The 16,411-nt window shown below is 66.6% G+C and carries 18 protein-coding genes and 2 pseudogenes; all 20 read right to left on the reverse strand.

Annotated elements, in window-relative coordinates; all coding sequences use genetic code 11:
• Window positions 1-33: 33 nt before the first annotated feature.
• Window positions 34-783, reverse strand: coding sequence for a TIGR03747 family integrating conjugative element membrane protein (locus L0984_RS12125; protein WP_003153644.1), 750 nt, complete (start codon window positions 781-783; stop codon window positions 34-36).
• The gene (traD, locus tag L0984_RS12130) at window positions 780-2,969 is read right to left on the reverse strand and encodes a type IV conjugative transfer system coupling protein TraD (protein ID WP_004350569.1); all 2,190 of its coding nucleotides are present in this window, start codon (window positions 2,967-2,969) and stop codon (window positions 780-782) included. The genes L0984_RS12125 and traD overlap by 4 nt, the downstream gene beginning before the upstream one ends.
• 4 nt (window positions 2,970-2,973) lie before the next feature.
• Window positions 2,974-3,522, reverse strand: coding sequence for an integrating conjugative element protein (locus L0984_RS12135; protein WP_003109779.1), 549 nt, complete (start codon window positions 3,520-3,522; stop codon window positions 2,974-2,976).
• A complete protein-coding gene (locus tag L0984_RS12140) occupies window positions 3,519-4,109 on the reverse strand; it encodes a transglycosylase SLT domain-containing protein (RefSeq protein WP_003109780.1) in 591 nt (196 codons plus the stop codon). The genes L0984_RS12135 and L0984_RS12140 overlap by 4 nt, the downstream gene beginning before the upstream one ends.
• Window positions 4,091-4,828 carry a TIGR03759 family integrating conjugative element protein gene (locus L0984_RS12145; protein WP_003098886.1) on the reverse strand — a complete coding sequence of 246 codons (738 nt, stop codon included), beginning with the start codon at window positions 4,826-4,828 and terminating at the stop codon, window positions 4,091-4,093. Before L0984_RS12145 ends, L0984_RS12140 begins: the two co-directional genes overlap by 19 nt.
• Window positions 4,829-4,840: 12 nt before the next feature.
• Complete coding sequence (locus tag L0984_RS12150; protein ID WP_003098888.1) at window positions 4,841-5,485, reverse strand: hypothetical protein; 645 nt, start codon at window positions 5,483-5,485, stop codon at window positions 4,841-4,843.
• Window positions 5,482-6,081: a PFGI-1 class ICE element type IV pilus protein PilL2 gene (gene pilL2, locus L0984_RS12155; protein ID WP_003098890.1), complete on the reverse strand. Its 600-nt coding sequence runs from the start codon at window positions 6,079-6,081 to the stop codon at window positions 5,482-5,484. The genes L0984_RS12150 and pilL2 overlap by 4 nt, the downstream gene beginning before the upstream one ends.
• A gap of 138 nt (window positions 6,082-6,219) precedes the next feature.
• A complete protein-coding gene (locus tag L0984_RS12160) occupies window positions 6,220-8,499 on the reverse strand; it encodes a helicase-related protein (protein WP_004350563.1) in 2,280 nt (759 codons plus the stop codon).
• A 136-nt stretch (window positions 8,500-8,635) separates the two neighbouring features.
• The gene (locus L0984_RS12165) at window positions 8,636-8,941 is read right to left on the reverse strand and encodes a hypothetical protein (RefSeq protein WP_003116817.1); all 306 of its coding nucleotides are present in this window, start codon (window positions 8,939-8,941) and stop codon (window positions 8,636-8,638) included.
• Between the two features lie 89 nt (window positions 8,942-9,030).
• Window positions 9,031-9,351: a hypothetical protein gene (locus L0984_RS12170; RefSeq protein WP_003116818.1), complete on the reverse strand. Its 321-nt coding sequence runs from the start codon at window positions 9,349-9,351 to the stop codon at window positions 9,031-9,033.
• Between the two features lie 50 nt (window positions 9,352-9,401).
• Window positions 9,402-10,535, reverse strand: a complete 1,134-nt coding sequence (locus L0984_RS12175; protein ID WP_223224654.1) for a DUF6094 domain-containing protein — start codon at window positions 10,533-10,535, stop codon at window positions 9,402-9,404.
• Window positions 10,536-10,575: 40 nt separating this feature from the next.
• Entirely contained in the window at window positions 10,576-11,223 is a 648-nt protein-coding gene (locus L0984_RS12180) for a hypothetical protein (RefSeq protein ID WP_003116820.1), read from the reverse strand.
• A 76-nt stretch (window positions 11,224-11,299) separates the two neighbouring features.
• Window positions 11,300-11,560, reverse strand: coding sequence for a hypothetical protein (locus tag L0984_RS12185; protein ID WP_003090124.1), 261 nt, complete (start codon window positions 11,558-11,560; stop codon window positions 11,300-11,302).
• A gap of 16 nt (window positions 11,561-11,576) precedes the next feature.
• Window positions 11,577-11,984, reverse strand: coding sequence for a hypothetical protein (locus tag L0984_RS12190; RefSeq protein ID WP_003116821.1), 408 nt, complete (start codon window positions 11,982-11,984; stop codon window positions 11,577-11,579).
• Between the two features lie 104 nt (window positions 11,985-12,088).
• Window positions 12,089-12,430 carry a hypothetical protein gene (locus tag L0984_RS12195; protein ID WP_003116822.1) on the reverse strand — a complete coding sequence of 114 codons (342 nt, stop codon included), beginning with the start codon at window positions 12,428-12,430 and terminating at the stop codon, window positions 12,089-12,091.
• 94 nt (window positions 12,431-12,524) lie between these two features.
• On the reverse strand, window positions 12,525-13,214 hold the full coding sequence (locus tag L0984_RS12200) for a DUF3275 family protein (protein ID WP_003116823.1): 690 nt from the start codon (window positions 13,212-13,214) through the stop codon (window positions 12,525-12,527).
• A 94-nt stretch (window positions 13,215-13,308) separates the two neighbouring features.
• Complete coding sequence (locus L0984_RS12205; protein ID WP_003116824.1) at window positions 13,309-14,136, reverse strand: DUF932 domain-containing protein; 828 nt, start codon at window positions 14,134-14,136, stop codon at window positions 13,309-13,311.
• Window positions 14,137-14,281: 145 nt separating this feature from the next.
• Entirely contained in the window at window positions 14,282-15,187 is a 906-nt protein-coding gene (locus tag L0984_RS12210) for a DUF3577 domain-containing protein (protein ID WP_003116825.1), read from the reverse strand.
• A 310-nt stretch (window positions 15,188-15,497) separates the two neighbouring features.
• Window positions 15,498-15,948 (reverse strand): annotated as a pseudogene (locus L0984_RS12215) (XF1762 family protein).
• Between the two features lie 141 nt (window positions 15,949-16,089).
• A pseudogene (locus L0984_RS12220) lies at window positions 16,090-16,386 on the reverse strand (DUF3085 domain-containing protein); the annotation flags it as partial.
• Between the last annotated feature and the right edge of the window lie 25 nt (window positions 16,387-16,411).

Raw genomic sequence — 16,411 nt, forward strand, 5'->3', positions numbered from 1 at the left:
ACGGCTTTGCAGAGCAGTGCCGCCCGTGTCACCTCATAAGTACTTCTTGAAGCTGCCTGCGGTCAGGCTGACTGCCATCCCCAGCAACGCCGCGCTGGGCAGCAGGATGACCAGAGGATGCACCGCTATGGGCAGTGCGAGATAGGTGACCCAAGGCAGCACGGCCAACGGCATCAGGCTGGCCTTCGCGCGGTGGTAGATGAAGCCGGATTCGCGGCCCGCGCCGAACCGGCGCACATCCCGTCGCACCAGGCCGTCGATCAGGCCGACGAATGCTGCAGTGAGGATCAGCGGCAGCGTGAGTACCAGGACCAGCAGGCGCACCAGGAAGGTGAGCGTCGTGAAGGCCGCAGCGATCAGGTAGCTTTCGGCCCAGACATAGACTTGGCTGATGTAGTAGCGGAAGTTGCGGCTCTGCCCGTGGCTGGCCGCGCGGGCGCGCTCGGCGGTCTGGCTCATGCGCTCCAGCAACCCCGAGCGCACGAACACCCACTCGTACCCGGTATCCACCAGCTCGTGCGCCGTGCGCCCGGGCTCCTGCACCACCACGCTGCGCGTGAAGTGGTTGGACAGGTGCCCGAGTTCGTACTGCAGCATCTGCTGGGAGTGGCGCCAGCCCTGGTCCTTCCAGAACAGGTGCATGCCGACGCACTCCACCACGATCGAGAACAGCAGCGAGCCGATGAGCACCCCGAGCAGCCGGAACGGCAAGGTGATGGTGCCGACGATCAGCCCCTGGCGCTGGTTCTGCTCCCGCTGCGCGGTCGAGGCGGCATCCTTCATGGTGCGGCCTCGCCGGTGCTGTCGTCGGCGCCGGTGGCCACCGCGTCAGGCTCGGCTGGAGCGGCGTCATCCAGCAGGTCGTCGGGCAAGGCTGCATGCGGCAAGGCTGCGGAACTGGTGAACTCCCACCACTGCGTGGCCTCGCTGTAGCTCTGGCGCATATACCCGGCCAGTTGCTGCAAGTCCGTCGGCATCACTTCATCGGGGTCTGGCGCCGGAAGCGGCATGCGCACCTTCCAAAGCTGGCCGCCCTGCAGCAGCGCGAAGCATTGGCCCTTGGGCAGACCGACGACGTGTGACGGCTCGATCATCGGCACGCTGGCCATGCTGATGCGGTCCTGGGTGTTCGACGTGAAGTCCGTCGCGCCGCGGATGTCTGAGCTGTCCGTCGCGCCCGAGACGATGGTGGTCGTATAGACCTCGACCTTCGGCAACTGCCTCGTCAGCAGTTCCGCGGTGGCCGTCTCGCGCACGCGCAACATGAATAAATTGTTGAAATTCCCGATCACTTGGCCGGCCTTCGCGCGGTTGCCGATGCGGGCCTCGATGTCCGAAAGCGTTTGCGTGTAGGCGGTGACTTGCAGGCCCGCGCCACCGCCCTTGTTGATGAGCGGAATGAACTCGTCACCCATCAATTCATTGAACTCGTCCGCATGCACGTTGATCGGCACGCGCGCACCAGCCGATGCGCCCGGCAGGCCATCGTCGATTCCGTGCTTGTAGATGTGCCCAGCCACCGAGACGAGATCGCTGAACATCGAGTTGCCGACCGCTGCGGCGACCTCCGCATCGGACAGCGCGTCCAAGCCGACATAGACGACGGCGCGCTTCCTGATCACCTGCATCCAGTCGAAGATCGGGCGCGGGTCGGCCAGGTCGGAGTAGTTCGGCGCCAGGAGCTGGGCGATCTTGCCGCTCGTGAGCTTTTCCAGCAGCGGCAGCAGCGATGCAACGATCTTGTCGAAGTAGGTCTTGTCGTAGCGCACCGCCGAGCGCAGGCCATCGAGCACAGGGTCGTAGTTGCGCGCCTGGGAGAGGTATTGCTCCAGCGCCACCACACGCTTCTCGCGCCCGATCATGTTCCTTGGGATGTTCTTCTCGTTGAGCTTGGCCTCGATCTGGACGATCACCTCCCAGGCCTTGGGCTCCGTCTTGGCAAAGTAGTGCTGGGCGTACTCAATGAACAGCGCGTCGATGTTGATGACGTGGCGCTGGATCAGCATGTAGTCCGGGCGCTGCCCCAGTTCCACCAGGGCGCGGGCGATGATGTTCACGAAGCGCCATGCGAACTCGCGGAACGCCGCGCTGTTGCCTTCGCCGGAGAGCTGCCCCGCGATGCGTGTCGCCACTTCCGAGATCCGACCGAAGCGGCCCACGGCGTTGTAGCGGGCGCTGATTTCCGGCCAGCCCAAGTGGAAGATGTAGAACTCGCCTTCGCGGCCAGCGCGCTGGGCTTCGACGTACATCCGTTTCAAGAGATCGGCATCCCCCTTGGGGTCGATGACGATGACGACCTCATGCTCGCCGGCAGCATTCCTGCGACGGATGTCCTGCGTGACGAACAACTCGGCCAGGCGCGTCTTGCCCACCCGCGTGGTGCCCAGCACCAGCGAGTGCCCGACGCGCTCGCCCAGCGGCAGGCTGACGTCCACTTCGTCGGGCTCGATGCCGTGCAGCCTTGGCAGGCCGCCGACAGGCGGCAACGGGCGCACGGGGTTGAAAGGCGCGTCCCAGCCGGTGAGCTTCGGCAGGCGCGAGAGCGGCAATGGCGCGAACTCCAGCCGTTCCTCCAGGCGCCTGGTCAGCCGGTAGGCCGGCGTCGGCTCGACGTAGCGGCGGAACTCGGGCCGGTACGTCTGCATCAGCCGATGCGTGTGCTTCTGCTCCCAGAGAAAGCCGCGCCCCACGAATAGGCGCTGCTGGCTGACCGGCACGTCCTTGCTGGTCATCACGTAACGCGGCAGACGGCGGATGTTGCGCCGGTAGCGCAGGATGATGCGGGCATCGCGGTAGCGGATCGCGCCGTAGGCGCCGAACGCCAAGGCGCTGCCGATGCCCATGGCCGGGCTCAGCGCGAGCGACCATGGGGCCACCAGGCACAGAAACGCGGCGCCTGCACACGCCGCGACGGTGTATAGCTCCACCGCTGGGCGTAGCAGAACCTCGACCGGCTGTTTGCCCGACATGGCTTCATTGCTCGATGCCGGTGGCCGTGATCAGCGCCGGGTAGTGCCGCAGGCCCAGGCGATCGGCCAGGTCGTCGCCGGCCACGGGCGCGAGCGGCACGCCCGGCACCAGGGCGCGCAGCCGCGCCAGGCCCTGCGCGGTCTCGACGTTGACGACCAGGCCGACCGCGCCACGTTCGCGCAAAGCGGCGGCGCGGCGCTGCAACCAGGCCCGGGAAGCCTCGTCGTCGCCGATGACCACGAACGGCCGCAGGCCGGGCGCTTCGATCACCCGTCGCGCGACGGTGCCGGGCGTGAGCTTGGCGCTGCGCACCGGCAGCATCGCGGCTTCGTCCGCCCGTGTGGCAGGAACCTGGGGCGTCGGGATGGACGGCCGCGCCGGTGCGTTGGCGCGCGGCTGGAGATTCAGGGCTTCGTAGTACGGCAATGCCGACGTGCCGCCACGGTCCTCGACAACGATCAGTGGCTCGCCGGCACGCGAGGCCAGCGGCAGGCCTGACAGCAGCATGAGTAGGCCCGTGAACGCGAGATGGGCGGGATGGGGTTTCGTCATGGGGAGGTCTCCTGGCGCGCCGCGAGGACCGCGGCGGCTGGTCGCGTGCCCTGCACGCGGGCAAGGTGGCGCGACACGCTGCGCCGATAGCGGGCGGCGGGCTCGCCGCCTGCGGGGCGGTGGTAGCGGCCGATCGCCAGCAGCCAGTCCTCGCCGGGGGTGTGCTGCTCCTTCAGGATCTCGGCGGCAACGGCCAGGTTGCGATACGGATCCAGCAGGTCGCACGCGCCGGTAAAGCGGTGCTTGTGGTAGCCGAGGTTGATCTGGCCCAGGCCCGCATCAATGCGCGTGTGCGGCGTGGCGCGCATCGCCTGCTGCAGGCCAGCGCAGGCGTCGGCGCGCGTGGCGAAGCGGCGCGACTGGCCGGCGACGTTGAGGGACCACGGCCACGGCACCAGGCGCCCGTTGCGCCGGATGCCGCTCTCCTGCAAGGCCACGGCGTAGAGCACGGTCGAGGGGATGCCTGCGCGCTGGGCGGCAAGCTGGTAAGCCGGTGGCGGAACCTCCTGGGCCAGGGCGGCAACGGCATACAGGCCGGCAGTGAGCACCAGTGCGCGCAGGGGCATGGCTACGGCTGGCGCTGCCATTGGCCGTTCACTTCGCGCACGGCGGCGGGCAGATCGCCGGGCAGGCCCAGTGACAGCCAGCGGCCGCCGTCGTGGTTGAGCGTGATGCTGCCGGCGCGCACGCGCGCCGGGTCGATCTGCGCGCGCTTGGCCCAGTCGCGGATGCGCGCGTCATCCTGGCGGCTGCCCACCATGTACAGGTCGAACTCCGCGCCCGAGGATTGCAGGCGCTGCACGAGCTGTCCGCAGGCTGCGCAGCCGTCCTTGACGAACACCGCCATGCGGCCGCTGCCGCGCAAGGGACTGCTGGATGGGCCGGCGCCCGGCTTGTCGTCGGGCAGGTTCACGCGCTGCATCCCCGGATTCAGGCGCTGCCAGGCCTCGTCGTAGGCGCGCTGGTAGGCGAGCAGCTTCTCGACGCGGCGCGCTTCCACCTGCACCTGCAGTTCCGCATAGCGGCGCCGTTCTTCGTCCGTGCGAGCTTCGATGCCCAGGGCGGACAGCGGGTCCAGGTTGGGCGAGTAGATACCCAGCGGCCCATCCATCAGCTCGCGGTAGCGTGCCCATTCTTGTGGCTGCAAGCCCCATTCGGTTGCCACCCGGTCGTCCAGCACGCGGGCGGCCAGCGGGCGCTCCTGGCTCTGTGCGTTGCGCGCCGAGGTCGTTGCGGGCTGCTGCGCCCAGGCGGGCCATTGCGACGACGCCACCAGGACCGCGAAAAGGAGGATCGACGGCTTCATGGGGTGCTCCGGTCAGGGAATCGCCACGCGGCGGGTCTGGTTGCCGGCCTGGAACACTGCGGTGTTGCCCTCGATCGCCTGCAGGCGCCACGGGCCGACCGCATCCCCGGGCAGCAGCACCTGAAGTTGGGCGGGCGTGAAGTCCCCGATGCTCGGCGCGACGGACACGCTGCGCTGGCCGGCGCGCAGTTCGGCGCCGACGACGCGGAATGGCAGCGGCGGCAGCTCGGTCTTGGAGGCGGCGGACGTGCGCGATGCGCGCCGCTGGGCGGGTGCGGTGGCACGCGCGGCGGCTTGGCGCGCCTTGATCTGCTCGACCTCCGCGCGCAGCGCCTGGAGGTCGTCGGCCGCTGCGTAGCCACTGAGAGATTTCTCGACCTGGGCCGCGCGTGCTTCCAGAATCTGGCGGGTGTCTTTGAGGTCAGCGTCCGTCGCGACGGCCGGGCGCTGCTGGATGGCCTCGATCGTCTCGGCCAAGCCAGTTGCCTGCGCTTCCAGGCGTTGCAGGCGGGAATCCAGCCGCTCCTGGTCGGCCTGGTCGCTGAGGGCCTGGTAGCCCAGGGCCGCCAAGACGCTGAGGAAGATCAACCAGAGCCACATCAGGCTCTGCACCACCACGGCGGCGGTCGATCGCTGGGCAGGTTGCGGGGCGTTCATGGCTGGCCTCCCGAAACCATGGGTGCCAGCGGGAACGTCTGCACCGCCTCGGTGGCGGGTGGCTCGGATGGGGACTCGGCGACCGCGCGATCGCCGGGCCGCTCGAAGCAGATTTGCCGTGCGCGGTCATCCGCGTGCAGTTCCCAGGCCGGGCCAGCCAGCGTGAGCAGCGCATCGCGCAAGGTCATGGGGCCGAGGTGCAGGTGTACCGCCGGCAACGGCAGCGCGTACAGCTCGATCACGGCATGCGCGGTCTGGCACAGGCCATAGCCGCTGCGTTTGAGCACGTGCCGAAGCCCATCCCCGACCGTGGCGCGGGCATCCTCGGGCATGGACACGTCGATGGTCTGCAACAACAGGTCGCGCTGCGCCGCCATGGGTGCCAGTTCGACCAGTGTGTAGCGGGCGTAGCGCACGACCGGGATGTACTCGGAAGCCTCGGGTTCAGGCGCGGCCAAGACTTCCGCGATGGTGTCGGGCGCGACCGGCGCAGTCGTCGTCGCGCAGCCACCGGCCAGCACCGACCACAGCAGGCCGAGAAATCCCGCCAGAAGGCGGCGTTCGGGATAGTGAAACCACGGTGGAGAGGGGCACATAGCTCGGCGTCCTGAAACATCCAGCCCTCACCATCGCCGCTCAGGCCGCGAGCGGCAGCAAACAATGCGAACCAGGCAGCGTCCGATTTACCGGGAGCGGCAAAAAAAACGGCCCCGAAGGGCCGTAAGTGGAACGTGTCATGCGGCGACAAGCTGCCGGGCCAGTGCGACCTCGACGGAATCACCGTCCTGGTTCAGGACATCGAGCCCGGATTCGGGCACGTCGCCCGAGGTGGACTGCGAGACCATGATCTTCTTGGCCATCAGCTCCAGGCAGGTCATCTGCGAGGAACCGGCGTAGCCGAGGTAGATCACACGCACGGGCTGCTTCTGCCCGATGCGCCAGGAGCGGCGTGCCGCCTGCTGGAGCGAGTACACGTTGTAGCCCGACTGCATGAACACGATCGTCGGGAACTCCAACAGGTCCAGCCCCGTCTTGACCAACTCGGGGTTGGTGATGAGCACGTCGATGCCACGGTCCAGTTGCTCGGCGATCCAGTCTTCGCGGCGGCTGGCATCCACGCTCGCGCGCAGCACCGCCACCTTGAAGCCTTCCTGCTCCAGCAACACCTTCAGGCGCGACGTGGTGTCGCGCGTGCCGGTATAGACCGTGTAGGCCAGGACCTTGCGGCCCTGCGCCTTCTCCTCTTTGCAGATGTCGATCAGCTCACGCTCCTTGGGGCTGATCTCGAACTCGTTGAACTGAGCCGGGACAAACGCCAAGGTGTTGCGCGTGCGCGGATGCACCACGGTCTCCGACCGGAAGCAGCAATCCGGCCAGGCCAGCAGCACGTTGAGGACCACACCCAGCAAGGTCGTATCGCGTCGCGCCAGAGCCTGTTTCAGCTCCGCGGTCAGCCGACCCGCCAGATCGCGGTAGGCCGCGGCTTGCGCCGTGTCCATCGCGACTTCACGGAACTCCTCGTCATACGGCGGCAGGACGTTGCCACCGATGTCCTTGAGCTTGAGAAAGATCGTGAACGGCAGGATGCAGCGCAGCACGCCCTTGGGGCCAAACCCCGGGGCCTTGACCGTGCGCACCGATACCTTGGTGCCCTTGGCCGTCTTGTGCGCCGTGCCGGTGCTCTCGGAGTAGATGTCCTTCAACACCCCGTGATCGCGCATGAACGCCATCGCAGCCGAGGTCATGCTGCCGCTCGTGGTCGGGCGGTAGCCGTCTTCGATCATCCGCCCCGGAAGGGCTCGGAACAGCAGGTGGAACAGGTCGTCCCCGTAGCCGCCCATCAACGTGCCGGTCAGCAGCAAGGTCTTGCGAGCCTTCGCCGCCAGCACGCCCATGGCCTGGCCCTGGGCACTGCCCCCGTTCTTGTACTCATGTGCCTCATCGGCGATGAGCAGGTCGAACGTGCCTTGCGGCAGGTAGCGTTTGATGAACTCGGACGGCTGATAGCCGCCCTCGCCAAAGCCGAACTCCATGTTGGCCATCGCACGTTCCATGCGCGTGGCCTGACGGTCGGAAAACACCAGCTCGCCGTTGCCATCCATGAGGTTGATGAACTCATGGATGTTGTCGCCGAGCATCGACGCCAGGAACCCGTCACCGAACTTTTGCATCAGCTTCTGCGCGGTGACCTCTCCGATGGTCGGTATGCGCTTTAAGGCTTTGAGCACGGCCGAGGACTGGTCGCTGCCGGACAGACTGCGCGGGCGGATCAGTGTCCACAGGGGCGCGGCGCAGTGGCCGCACTTCCTGCGGCACTCCTCGGCTTGGAGCGCGATCGGGTTGACCGGCTCGCCGTCGAGGTCGGTGATGACCGTGCCGCAGTCCGGGCAGGCCGCCACGTCGCCGTGGCGGGTGCGCCGCGTGGTGAAGACAGGCTTCCAGTGAAAGCCCATCCGCATCCTGACGCGCCCCAGGACGAAGAACTCCTGGCCCGTGGGCTGCACGCCCAACTGCTCGCGCAGCTTGATGAGCTTGACGAGCGTATCCGGCCCGTTGAGTACCCACACCTTGGCACCGGCCACCGTCTCCTGGATCTCGCGCCGCCACTTGTAAACCAGGTGGGGCGGCGACAGCACCAGAGTGCGGCGATAGCCTTCGGCGTTGAGCACGGCGGCCGTGGCAATGCCGACGGTCGTCTTGCCGCAGCCCATCTCGCCATTGACGATCGCAGCACGTTCGCCACGGTCGATCAGCAGCTCGGCGGCGGCGTGGACGACTTCGGCCTGGGCTGGGAACAGCTTGCGCTTGAGGCTGGCGACCACCAGTTGCCGGTGCGCCTGCGGTTGGCCGGTATAGACCGGCGGATTAGCGCTGTTGAGGGCGTCGAGTAGTTCGTCGCCGAACTCGCCGACAAAATCCTGAAGGCTCAGGGTCAGAGGGGAAGATTCCGCGTCGAGCAGTTCGCCCTGTACGGGCGCGGATTCAGCGGCAGTGGTTTCGAGATCGAGGGACATGGTGATGCTCCAAAGAAAAATGGGGCATGCACCACCCCCAGCGGGGCAATGGCATGCCCCGTGGTGGGAAGAGAATCGACGCGTGGCTGAGGGTGGTTGAAGGTGCTGGCCTGGGCGGCCCGCAGGTGAACCGTGCTCAGTCTTCGGACGGAAGCACGATGACGGTTGCGCAGCGCTGCGAATCGGTGACGATGCGAATGGCGAGCCCCGGATGGATCACGTAGTGCGATTCCAGCGACGCGCCCGATTGAAGCGCGCTGCTGTTCGTCTGCCATTGCTGGATGTTGACGTCGCCCCAGTCGCCACGGGTGTGGCGCCTGAAGTACGGGATCGGGTCCAGGCGACCCGCGCGGACCAGGCGGTCTACACCTCTGCTGAAGATGAGCGCCCCGATGGGGAACGCCAGCCGCTGGCAGTAGGTTTCGATGCGATGCGATGCCATGGGCTCCTCCTTGATGAGTCATTGAGCCACGACACCCCTGCCGGAGTGAAGTGGCTCCGTCAGGTGGATGAGGATGACGATGTGGGGCCTCAGATCAGGTCCCGCTCTTCGGGAAGCTGGACCACCGTGGTCTGGTGGTCCTCGCTGGTCTTGACGATCAGCGCCAGGTCCGGCGTGATCCTGAACTGCGAGATCATTAGGTTGTCCTGTTGGATCGCCACGTCGTTGGCTTGGCGTGTGGCCTCATCGATCTCGCCCCAGTCCCCGCGCACATGGCGCTGGACATAGGCCAAGGGGTCGATCAGGCCTCGCCGGGCCAGCCAATGCACCTTCTCGCTCAACTTCAACGTACTCGGTGCGAACAACGGTTGCTTGTGCGGCGCAGGCCGCTTGAACGGATTGGGGATCATGGTGTTTCTCCTTCGAGTTGGTACAGCAGGACGGCAGCGCGTCCGGTGGATCAGCGAATGGTCAACACCTCGCCCCGTGTCGCGGAGCCAGGTGTCATGTCCCACGCGCGGATGACGGGAACGAACTTGTCGGTGAGGATGCGGGTCTCGGCGATGGAGCCGTCTTCGCGTTCGGTGAACTCCCGCTGGAGCGTCTTGTCCTTGTGGGTGTCACCTTTGACGACGAGCACGCGCCCGGTCTTGGAGCGCACAACCCCCGAGATCGCACCCGCGGCCAGAGCCAGGGCGAGATGCCAGCGGGACAAGGCCCGCGCCGGTGGACGCAGCGATTGCTGCGCAGCCCCCAGGTGCGTGTCCTGCGATGGCCACAAGCCTTGCAGCCTGCCAACCTCATCGGCGAACTGCTCGGGCTCCATCGTCACGCGGAAGAAATGCTCTGGCTCGGCCGGGCTGGCGGGGACGATGTACGGCAGGAACGGCCACTCGCTCGGCAGTTCCTCGGCTTCGACTTCGCCTTGCCCTACCTGCAACAGCAGATTGCGCACGGCCTTGACGCCATCGGGCACCTGCTCGCGCTGGCGCACCCGGCGTCCGAAGATCACCACCTGCTTGAACTGCGTCTCCACCGCTCGGTAGATGCGCAGGTCCGTGTAGTGGCGCGTCAGCCAGCCGACCAACTCCGCGTCGAGCACGTAGCCGGGGACGATGAAAACCAGCACGCCGCCGTATTGCAGCAGCGAGAGCGTGCGCTGGTAGAACAGCTTTTCAAGGCGGGCACGGCCCTGGCCCTGATAGCCGATGTTGCCGTTGACGTCCTTGGACAGGTCCCCATACGGCGGGTTGAGCCAGAGCAGCCCGAAGGACTGCTTGGAGACCATCGTGTCCATCAGGTCCGCGTGCAGGCAGTGATCGACCAGGCCGCGGGCATGGCGCGCCCGCTCCGCGTCGAACTCGACGGCGAACGCCTTTGCCTGCTCGCGCCCGAGGGCATGGGCGGCTTCGGCGATCGCCACGCCTTCGCCGGCGCAGGGATCGAGGATGCACATCGGCCCGTCGCTGGGCATCAGTGCGTTGAGCGCTCTTTCGAGCGTGGGTTCGTCGGTCGGGAAATATCCGTTCTTGACGAAATTGCGGGCGAGCCGCGGGAACATGAGGGCCATGGAAGTCTCCTGGTTGGCGGGGATGAAACACGGAAGTACGCCAAGGCGTGCCTCCGAGGGTGGGTCAAGCCGCTACCGCTTCCGGCGTCCAAATCTTGGCCGGATACGGATAGGCGGTGAGCGCGTCGCTGCGGATCAGGGAGCCGAGCGCCAGGGTCAGCGCCGGCACGTCGATGGCGAGCCGATGGCCTTCCAGCGGCCCGAGGGCGAACGGAAGGCGGGCCAGCATCTCGCGGGTTTGCAGCAGTTCCAGCACGGTCTCGCGCCAGTGATCGAGCAGCGGCAACGGGCAGGTGTCCCGCACCAGCATCCACAGGCGGTCAAGCCTGTGGGCGCTGTCGCGTGGCAGCAGTGCCAATGCGCTGGCGTTGGCCTTGTCGGGCTTGACGCAGCGCCGGTCGAACAGCCACACGTTGGACAGCGAGCCGAACAGCGTCCGCCGGTACGCGCGCGTGATGCGCTTTTCCAGGCGATCGACGTTGCCGATGAATACCGGGACGCTGCCGCCCTGGTCGGTGATGACGTGGAACTGGTCCAGTCCCTGCTCGTCGCGCCCGAGGGTCAGGCGAGCGAGGAACTGCTGGACGGCGGTGTCCCGCGCCCAGATGGACAGGAAGATCAGGTTGCCCTGGTCATCGCCGACGCAGGCGTCGGCCATCACGTCCGGGCATTCGTCGATGCGGTACAGCGTGGAAGAAGTGTTTGCGGGCATGGTGGTGTCCTCGGATGAACGGGAACAGCACCGCCCGCTGGGGCAAGTACTGCCCCAGGGGGTGGAAGAAAACCGCTCAGTCCGGCTCGAACTGCCGGGTGTGCGGGTTGAAGTGAAGCGGCTCGTCCGCCGAAGTGATCGGCGTGAAGCCTTCCAGGTAGATGTTGTTGAGGTACTGGTCGCGGTAGGTCAGTGCCTGCCGTGCCTGGTCCTCGGTGAGGCCGTTGTCGATGAAGTACGCCAGCATTTCCTCGTCGGAGGACACTTCGTCGTTGGACAAACTCCCTTCAACGAGTGCCAGCAACGAGGGCGGAAGCGTTGCCAGGATCGGGTCCATGTCGGTTCCTCCTGGCTCAGGCCATCGACGCCGCGGCGGATGCCGCGGATGCCGTGGGTGTGCGCCGCCGGGCGTGGTAGGCGCGAACGCCTGCACGCCAGTCGGCGGACTGCTCCGGTGCGAGGTCCAGATAGGACAGCGGGCACGTGTAGTAGTACGGGTGCATGGACTCGTCCAAGGACTTGTAGCCCCACTGGCCGCCGCTTCGTTCAAGCAGATCGCAGCGGATGTAGCGCAGGGACTGGCCCGGTGCGAGATCACGATGCACGCCTTCGACCTTGGCGGTCACTTCGGCGACGGACCACAGCACGTTGCCGCGCAGGGTGTGAGCGATGACCTTGACGCTGGCGCGCTCGGTCTCTTGCGGTGCGATCAGTTCCGCGATCAGTTCGGACCGCGATTGGTTTGAGAAATACCAGCCCATGAGAGGCCTCCTCGAAAAGTTGAGCTGAAGGCCTCCCCGTGGGGAAGAACCCCCAGCGGGTGATGGAATGCCGCATCTGCGGCGAAGGAACCTATGCGTCGCCCTCAATCCCAGTCGTCATCGTCTCGATCACAACCGGCCGGGCAGTAGCCGAACTCGATCCCGTGCGAGCAATAGCCATGCTCCGCATTCCAGTCCTGGGTTTCCTGCCGTTCGGCAGGTGTTGCGTAGTCCCATTCCTGGGCCGCGATTTCGAGAGCCTGAGCACGTTGCTCATCCGGCAAACGATTGGCCTGTGCGTCGATCGCCGAACTGAAGAGCGTCACGTAGTGGTCGTAGGACAAGCCGCAACCGCGCTGGGCGTGTGCGGCGGCCGCTTTGCAAAGGTCCCGCCACGCGGGTTCATCCAGCGTTGAACGCGGGGTATCGCAAGCGATGGTGGACATGATGGAGACCTCCAGAAAATGGCCAGGGCCTCCCCCGCATGGGAAAGGAACCCCGGCGGGTGGATGAAGAACACCGCGCATGCGGCGTCTGCGATCACGCAGGTTTTGGTTCGGCCTGGCGGCTCCACTCCTGCGTCTTGAAGTCCAGCGCGTAGCCCAGCTCGCCCAGGCGGGCGATCTGCGCGCGCAGGGTGCGGCGGTCGATGGTCGAATCCAGTTTCACGGACTCGCCCAGCGGCCACAGCAGGCCGAAGAGCGCGGCGTCACCGTCTTCGGTGCTGCCGGGGGCAGCGGCCGTAGCAGGCGGTGGCGCATCCACGCCGAAGGGCGTGGTATCGACCAGCGGGTCCGCGGACGCCTGCACGGGTGCGGGCTTGGCGGGCCTGGACGCTTTGGTGGGCTTGGCCGGCGTTGCCGCAGGCTGCGCCCCTTGCTCTTCATCGAGCGGATCGACGTCCTGGGTGGCGAAGCTGCGGGCTTCGTCGCGGCTGAGTTTGTCGATGCCGTTGAGCGTCATGCCGTCGAGGCTGGCACGGATCTCGAACCGCATGCCGCCGCCGACCGGATAGGACTTCGGGAAGATGTACCTGATGATGAATTCCCCGTCGTACTTGCCTTCGGGGTACTGCTCCAGCTCCGGGTCTTTGACCTCGAAAGTACCGAGGTGCGTCGCGAGGCGGCCAACCGTGAACGGGCCGTTCTTGCCGCGGATGGTACGCAGCGTGAGCTGGCCGGGGACGACGATGGGCGCAACAGATTTCTCGGAAGCCGATGGGGTTGCCATGATGGTTCTCCTGATGATGAATGACGGGCCGCCGACGGCACCCGGTGGATGAGAGGAAATGGCCTCGCCCGAGGTGGGCGAGGTCCGCGTGGCATCACGCCTTGAGCTGGCGCATGCCTTCGGCCAGCAGCCACAACGCCCGGTTCAGGCGCAGGTTCTGGTCGATGCCTTGCACCGGACGGGTGCGCTGATTGCGGCCGTTGGCCGTGCGTCCGTTCAGGCCCCCTTTGACTAGGTTCTCCTGGACGCGGTTGAAGACGGCCCACAGGTCGTTCTTGCGGTCGTCCCATCGCCGAGGGGCCAGCAGTTGGCTCTCGGTGACAGGCGTGGACTTGGCCGGATCGTCGTACTTGAGTGCGAGCGCAGAGTTCGCAAAGACCTCCGCTTCGCCCTCATCGAGGGTGATGGTGCGCATCGCATCGCGCGCGTTATGCACGCGCTCGAAACCTTCGAGGACTCCGTAGGCACCTTCGATCACCTGGCTGGCCACGTCGCCCTTGTGGGGAACGCGGATGTCTGCGGTGGTGTCACCGCAAACCAGGCCGTTGTGGCAGACGAACCGGAACATGCCGGCGAGCATCTGATAGCTGCTCGTGCCGTCATGGCTGTTGAGCAGGATGATCTCGTTCGCCTCGTCGCCGTTGATCTGGCTTGCATGGCGAAGTCGGATGAGGTGCTTCGTGTACTCGCGCCGGTCTTCGTTGCGCACGCGCGTCTGACACACCATGAAGGGCTCGAAGCCCTCCTGGCGCAGCTTGGTCAGCACGGTCGAGGTCGGTATGTAGGCATACCGATCGGACCGGCTCCCATGTGGAGCGTCGGCGAAGATCGACGGAACGACGGCACGAATGCGGTCGTCCGAGAGTGGGCGATCAGAGCGCAGGATCGGGGATTGCGGAGCAAAGCGGGATACCAGAGACATGGCTGATCTCCTTTGAGAAATTCGACAACCGCGTGGCCGTGAGACCACGCGGAACTCGGGGGATGAAATGCGCAAGCACGCGTCCTGGGGACGCGGCGTACGTGGGGAGGAAAAGCGACAAGGCCCCGTGAGAGGCCGTGCCGGATCAGAACGAAGCAGCCAATGCCGGCTCCTGCTCCTGGACTTGCGCCTCGGGCTCGCGCTCGGCGGGCTCGGTGGCCGTGTCGATGGCATCGTCGGCTTCGGACGCGGATGCGTCTTCGGCCGGCGGCGCCTCGGCTTGCGCCTGGCTCGTCGGATAGACCTGGGTGCCGTCGATCTTGATGAGACCGATGTGGACCAGCGTCGATTCCAGGCTGGCGGCCGGTTCCCCGGCGTGCTCACCCTTGGTGCGGATGTACGGATCGATCTTCATGTCGTTCAGACGGAAGGCGATCAGCACCTTGCGGTCACCCTCGACGGCCTGAACGCACCGGCGAACCAGGTGCTCGGCTTCCGGGGTGGCGACGATGGTGTCGAAGTACCGATACTCCGGTTCATCGACAGGCCCGGCCAGTGCCGCGACGGTGCAAGAGAGGAACGAGTCGCCAGCTTTTGGGGTGACGTCCTTCACACGATTGAGATAGCCGATGCCGCGGGTGATCAACTCGTGCTGCTCGATCGAAGCCAGTTCGGCCCGGTCGATCAGTTCGGCCTTGAGCAGTCGCGCCTTGAGGGACGCGGCGGCCTGACCCTTCTGCTCACCCTTGTCGCGGATGTACACATCGCCCCACAGGTCACCGAGGCGAAAGCGCACCAGCGGGCGCTGCTTGGGATCGTCAACGCCGATGTAGCGCTGAACGAGCTTCTTGGCCTCGGCACCCGAGACCTTGACGTCGAAGTAGCGGTAGCTGGGGTCCCGGGCGGGGCCGACCAGCGCGGCGATGGTGCATGCCAGGAAAGGCTGCGCACGGCGGCCGCCCCGGACGGGCACTTCACGGACACGCTGGATGTAGCCGATGCCCGAGGTGTGGAGGTCGAAATACGATTTCTCGTTGGACGTGGTGTTCATGGTGAATCTCCATTGGGATGAAGCGGAGACACACCGGCCCACGCATGCGGGGAAGGTGCGTGACCCCGCGGTGGGTTGATAAGGCGAAAGCATCCGCCACCAGAGGCTGGTGGCCGCTCGCGGAAGGATGCGGTGCGAGCTGGCTCGGTCACGCAGTGGGAACTGCGCCGCAACCTCGAAGACCGATGGTTGCCTGGCATGTCGCTGACGACGTCAGCAGGCATGGGGCCAGCATGGCGGGGCCTCGCGCGCGCGGCAGCAATCAATCGGCACCCGGGCGCTTCCCTTTGTCCGCGCCACCCGGCGCCTGTCACAGGCACTTGGCGCCGCGCAGGTGCTCGGGGGTATCGGCGCGCGGACGGCCGGGACGGCTCCAGGCGCCGCCACCGCGCGCGCCGATCAGCCGCCAGCCGGCGGCGCGCAGGCTGGCGCCACCTTCGTCGGGCATGGTGTAGGTGAGCAGGCGTATGTAGCCCAGCGCCCTTGCCGCCTGCCAGGCCGCGCCGTAGAGCTTGCTGCAGGCGCTGGGTGTGCCGTCGGTGCACAGCCGCGTGACTTCCAGCGTCCAGGTGCCGCGCGACCGGGCGGCCGACAATGGCCACGCCGTGGATCAGGTCGCTGTCGCTCAGCGTGACGGCCAGGGCGAACTTCGCGCCCTGGACCGGGCGGTGGTGGCGATGGTGCGACAGAACGAATGCATTGGCCGTGCGCAGCGACACCGGTAGGAGGTGCAGCCTCGGCGAGGTCGATGGCGTGTTCATGCGGTTGTCTCCGGTGGCATGCCGGCGTTGTGGCCGGCGGGGCGTGCCTCGGCGGCTGGAGACAAACGCGCACGCGCGGCGATGGCGGCGGTGCGAACAAAAGAAGGCCCCCGATGCGGGGGCTGCGAGGCGGTTGCCGCGTCAGGCGGGAGGCACCACTGCTAAGGACAGGTGCGTGGCGGTGGCGGAAAGCACGAGATCGTCCGCCGAGTGCTGGAGGCGCGTGAACAGGCCGTCCTTCGGGTCGAAATACTCCGCGAAGTCATCGCCGCCCAGCTCGCGGCCGGCGAGGTGCCACCAGTCATCGAACGGGTCGGTGTCCGGGTTGCATCCGACGGCGTAGGCGAGCAGTGCCTGGCGCCCATCCGGGCGACGCTCCCCACGCTCGGCGAGGAAGTACACGCCCTGATCCTTGACCAGGACAATGCGGCACTGATTGGGGACGTCTCAGAAAACGGAAAAA

This window comes from Pseudacidovorax sp. NFM-22 (assembly GCF_021401245.1).
Classification (GTDB): Bacteria; Pseudomonadota; Gammaproteobacteria; order Burkholderiales; family Burkholderiaceae_C; genus Xenophilus.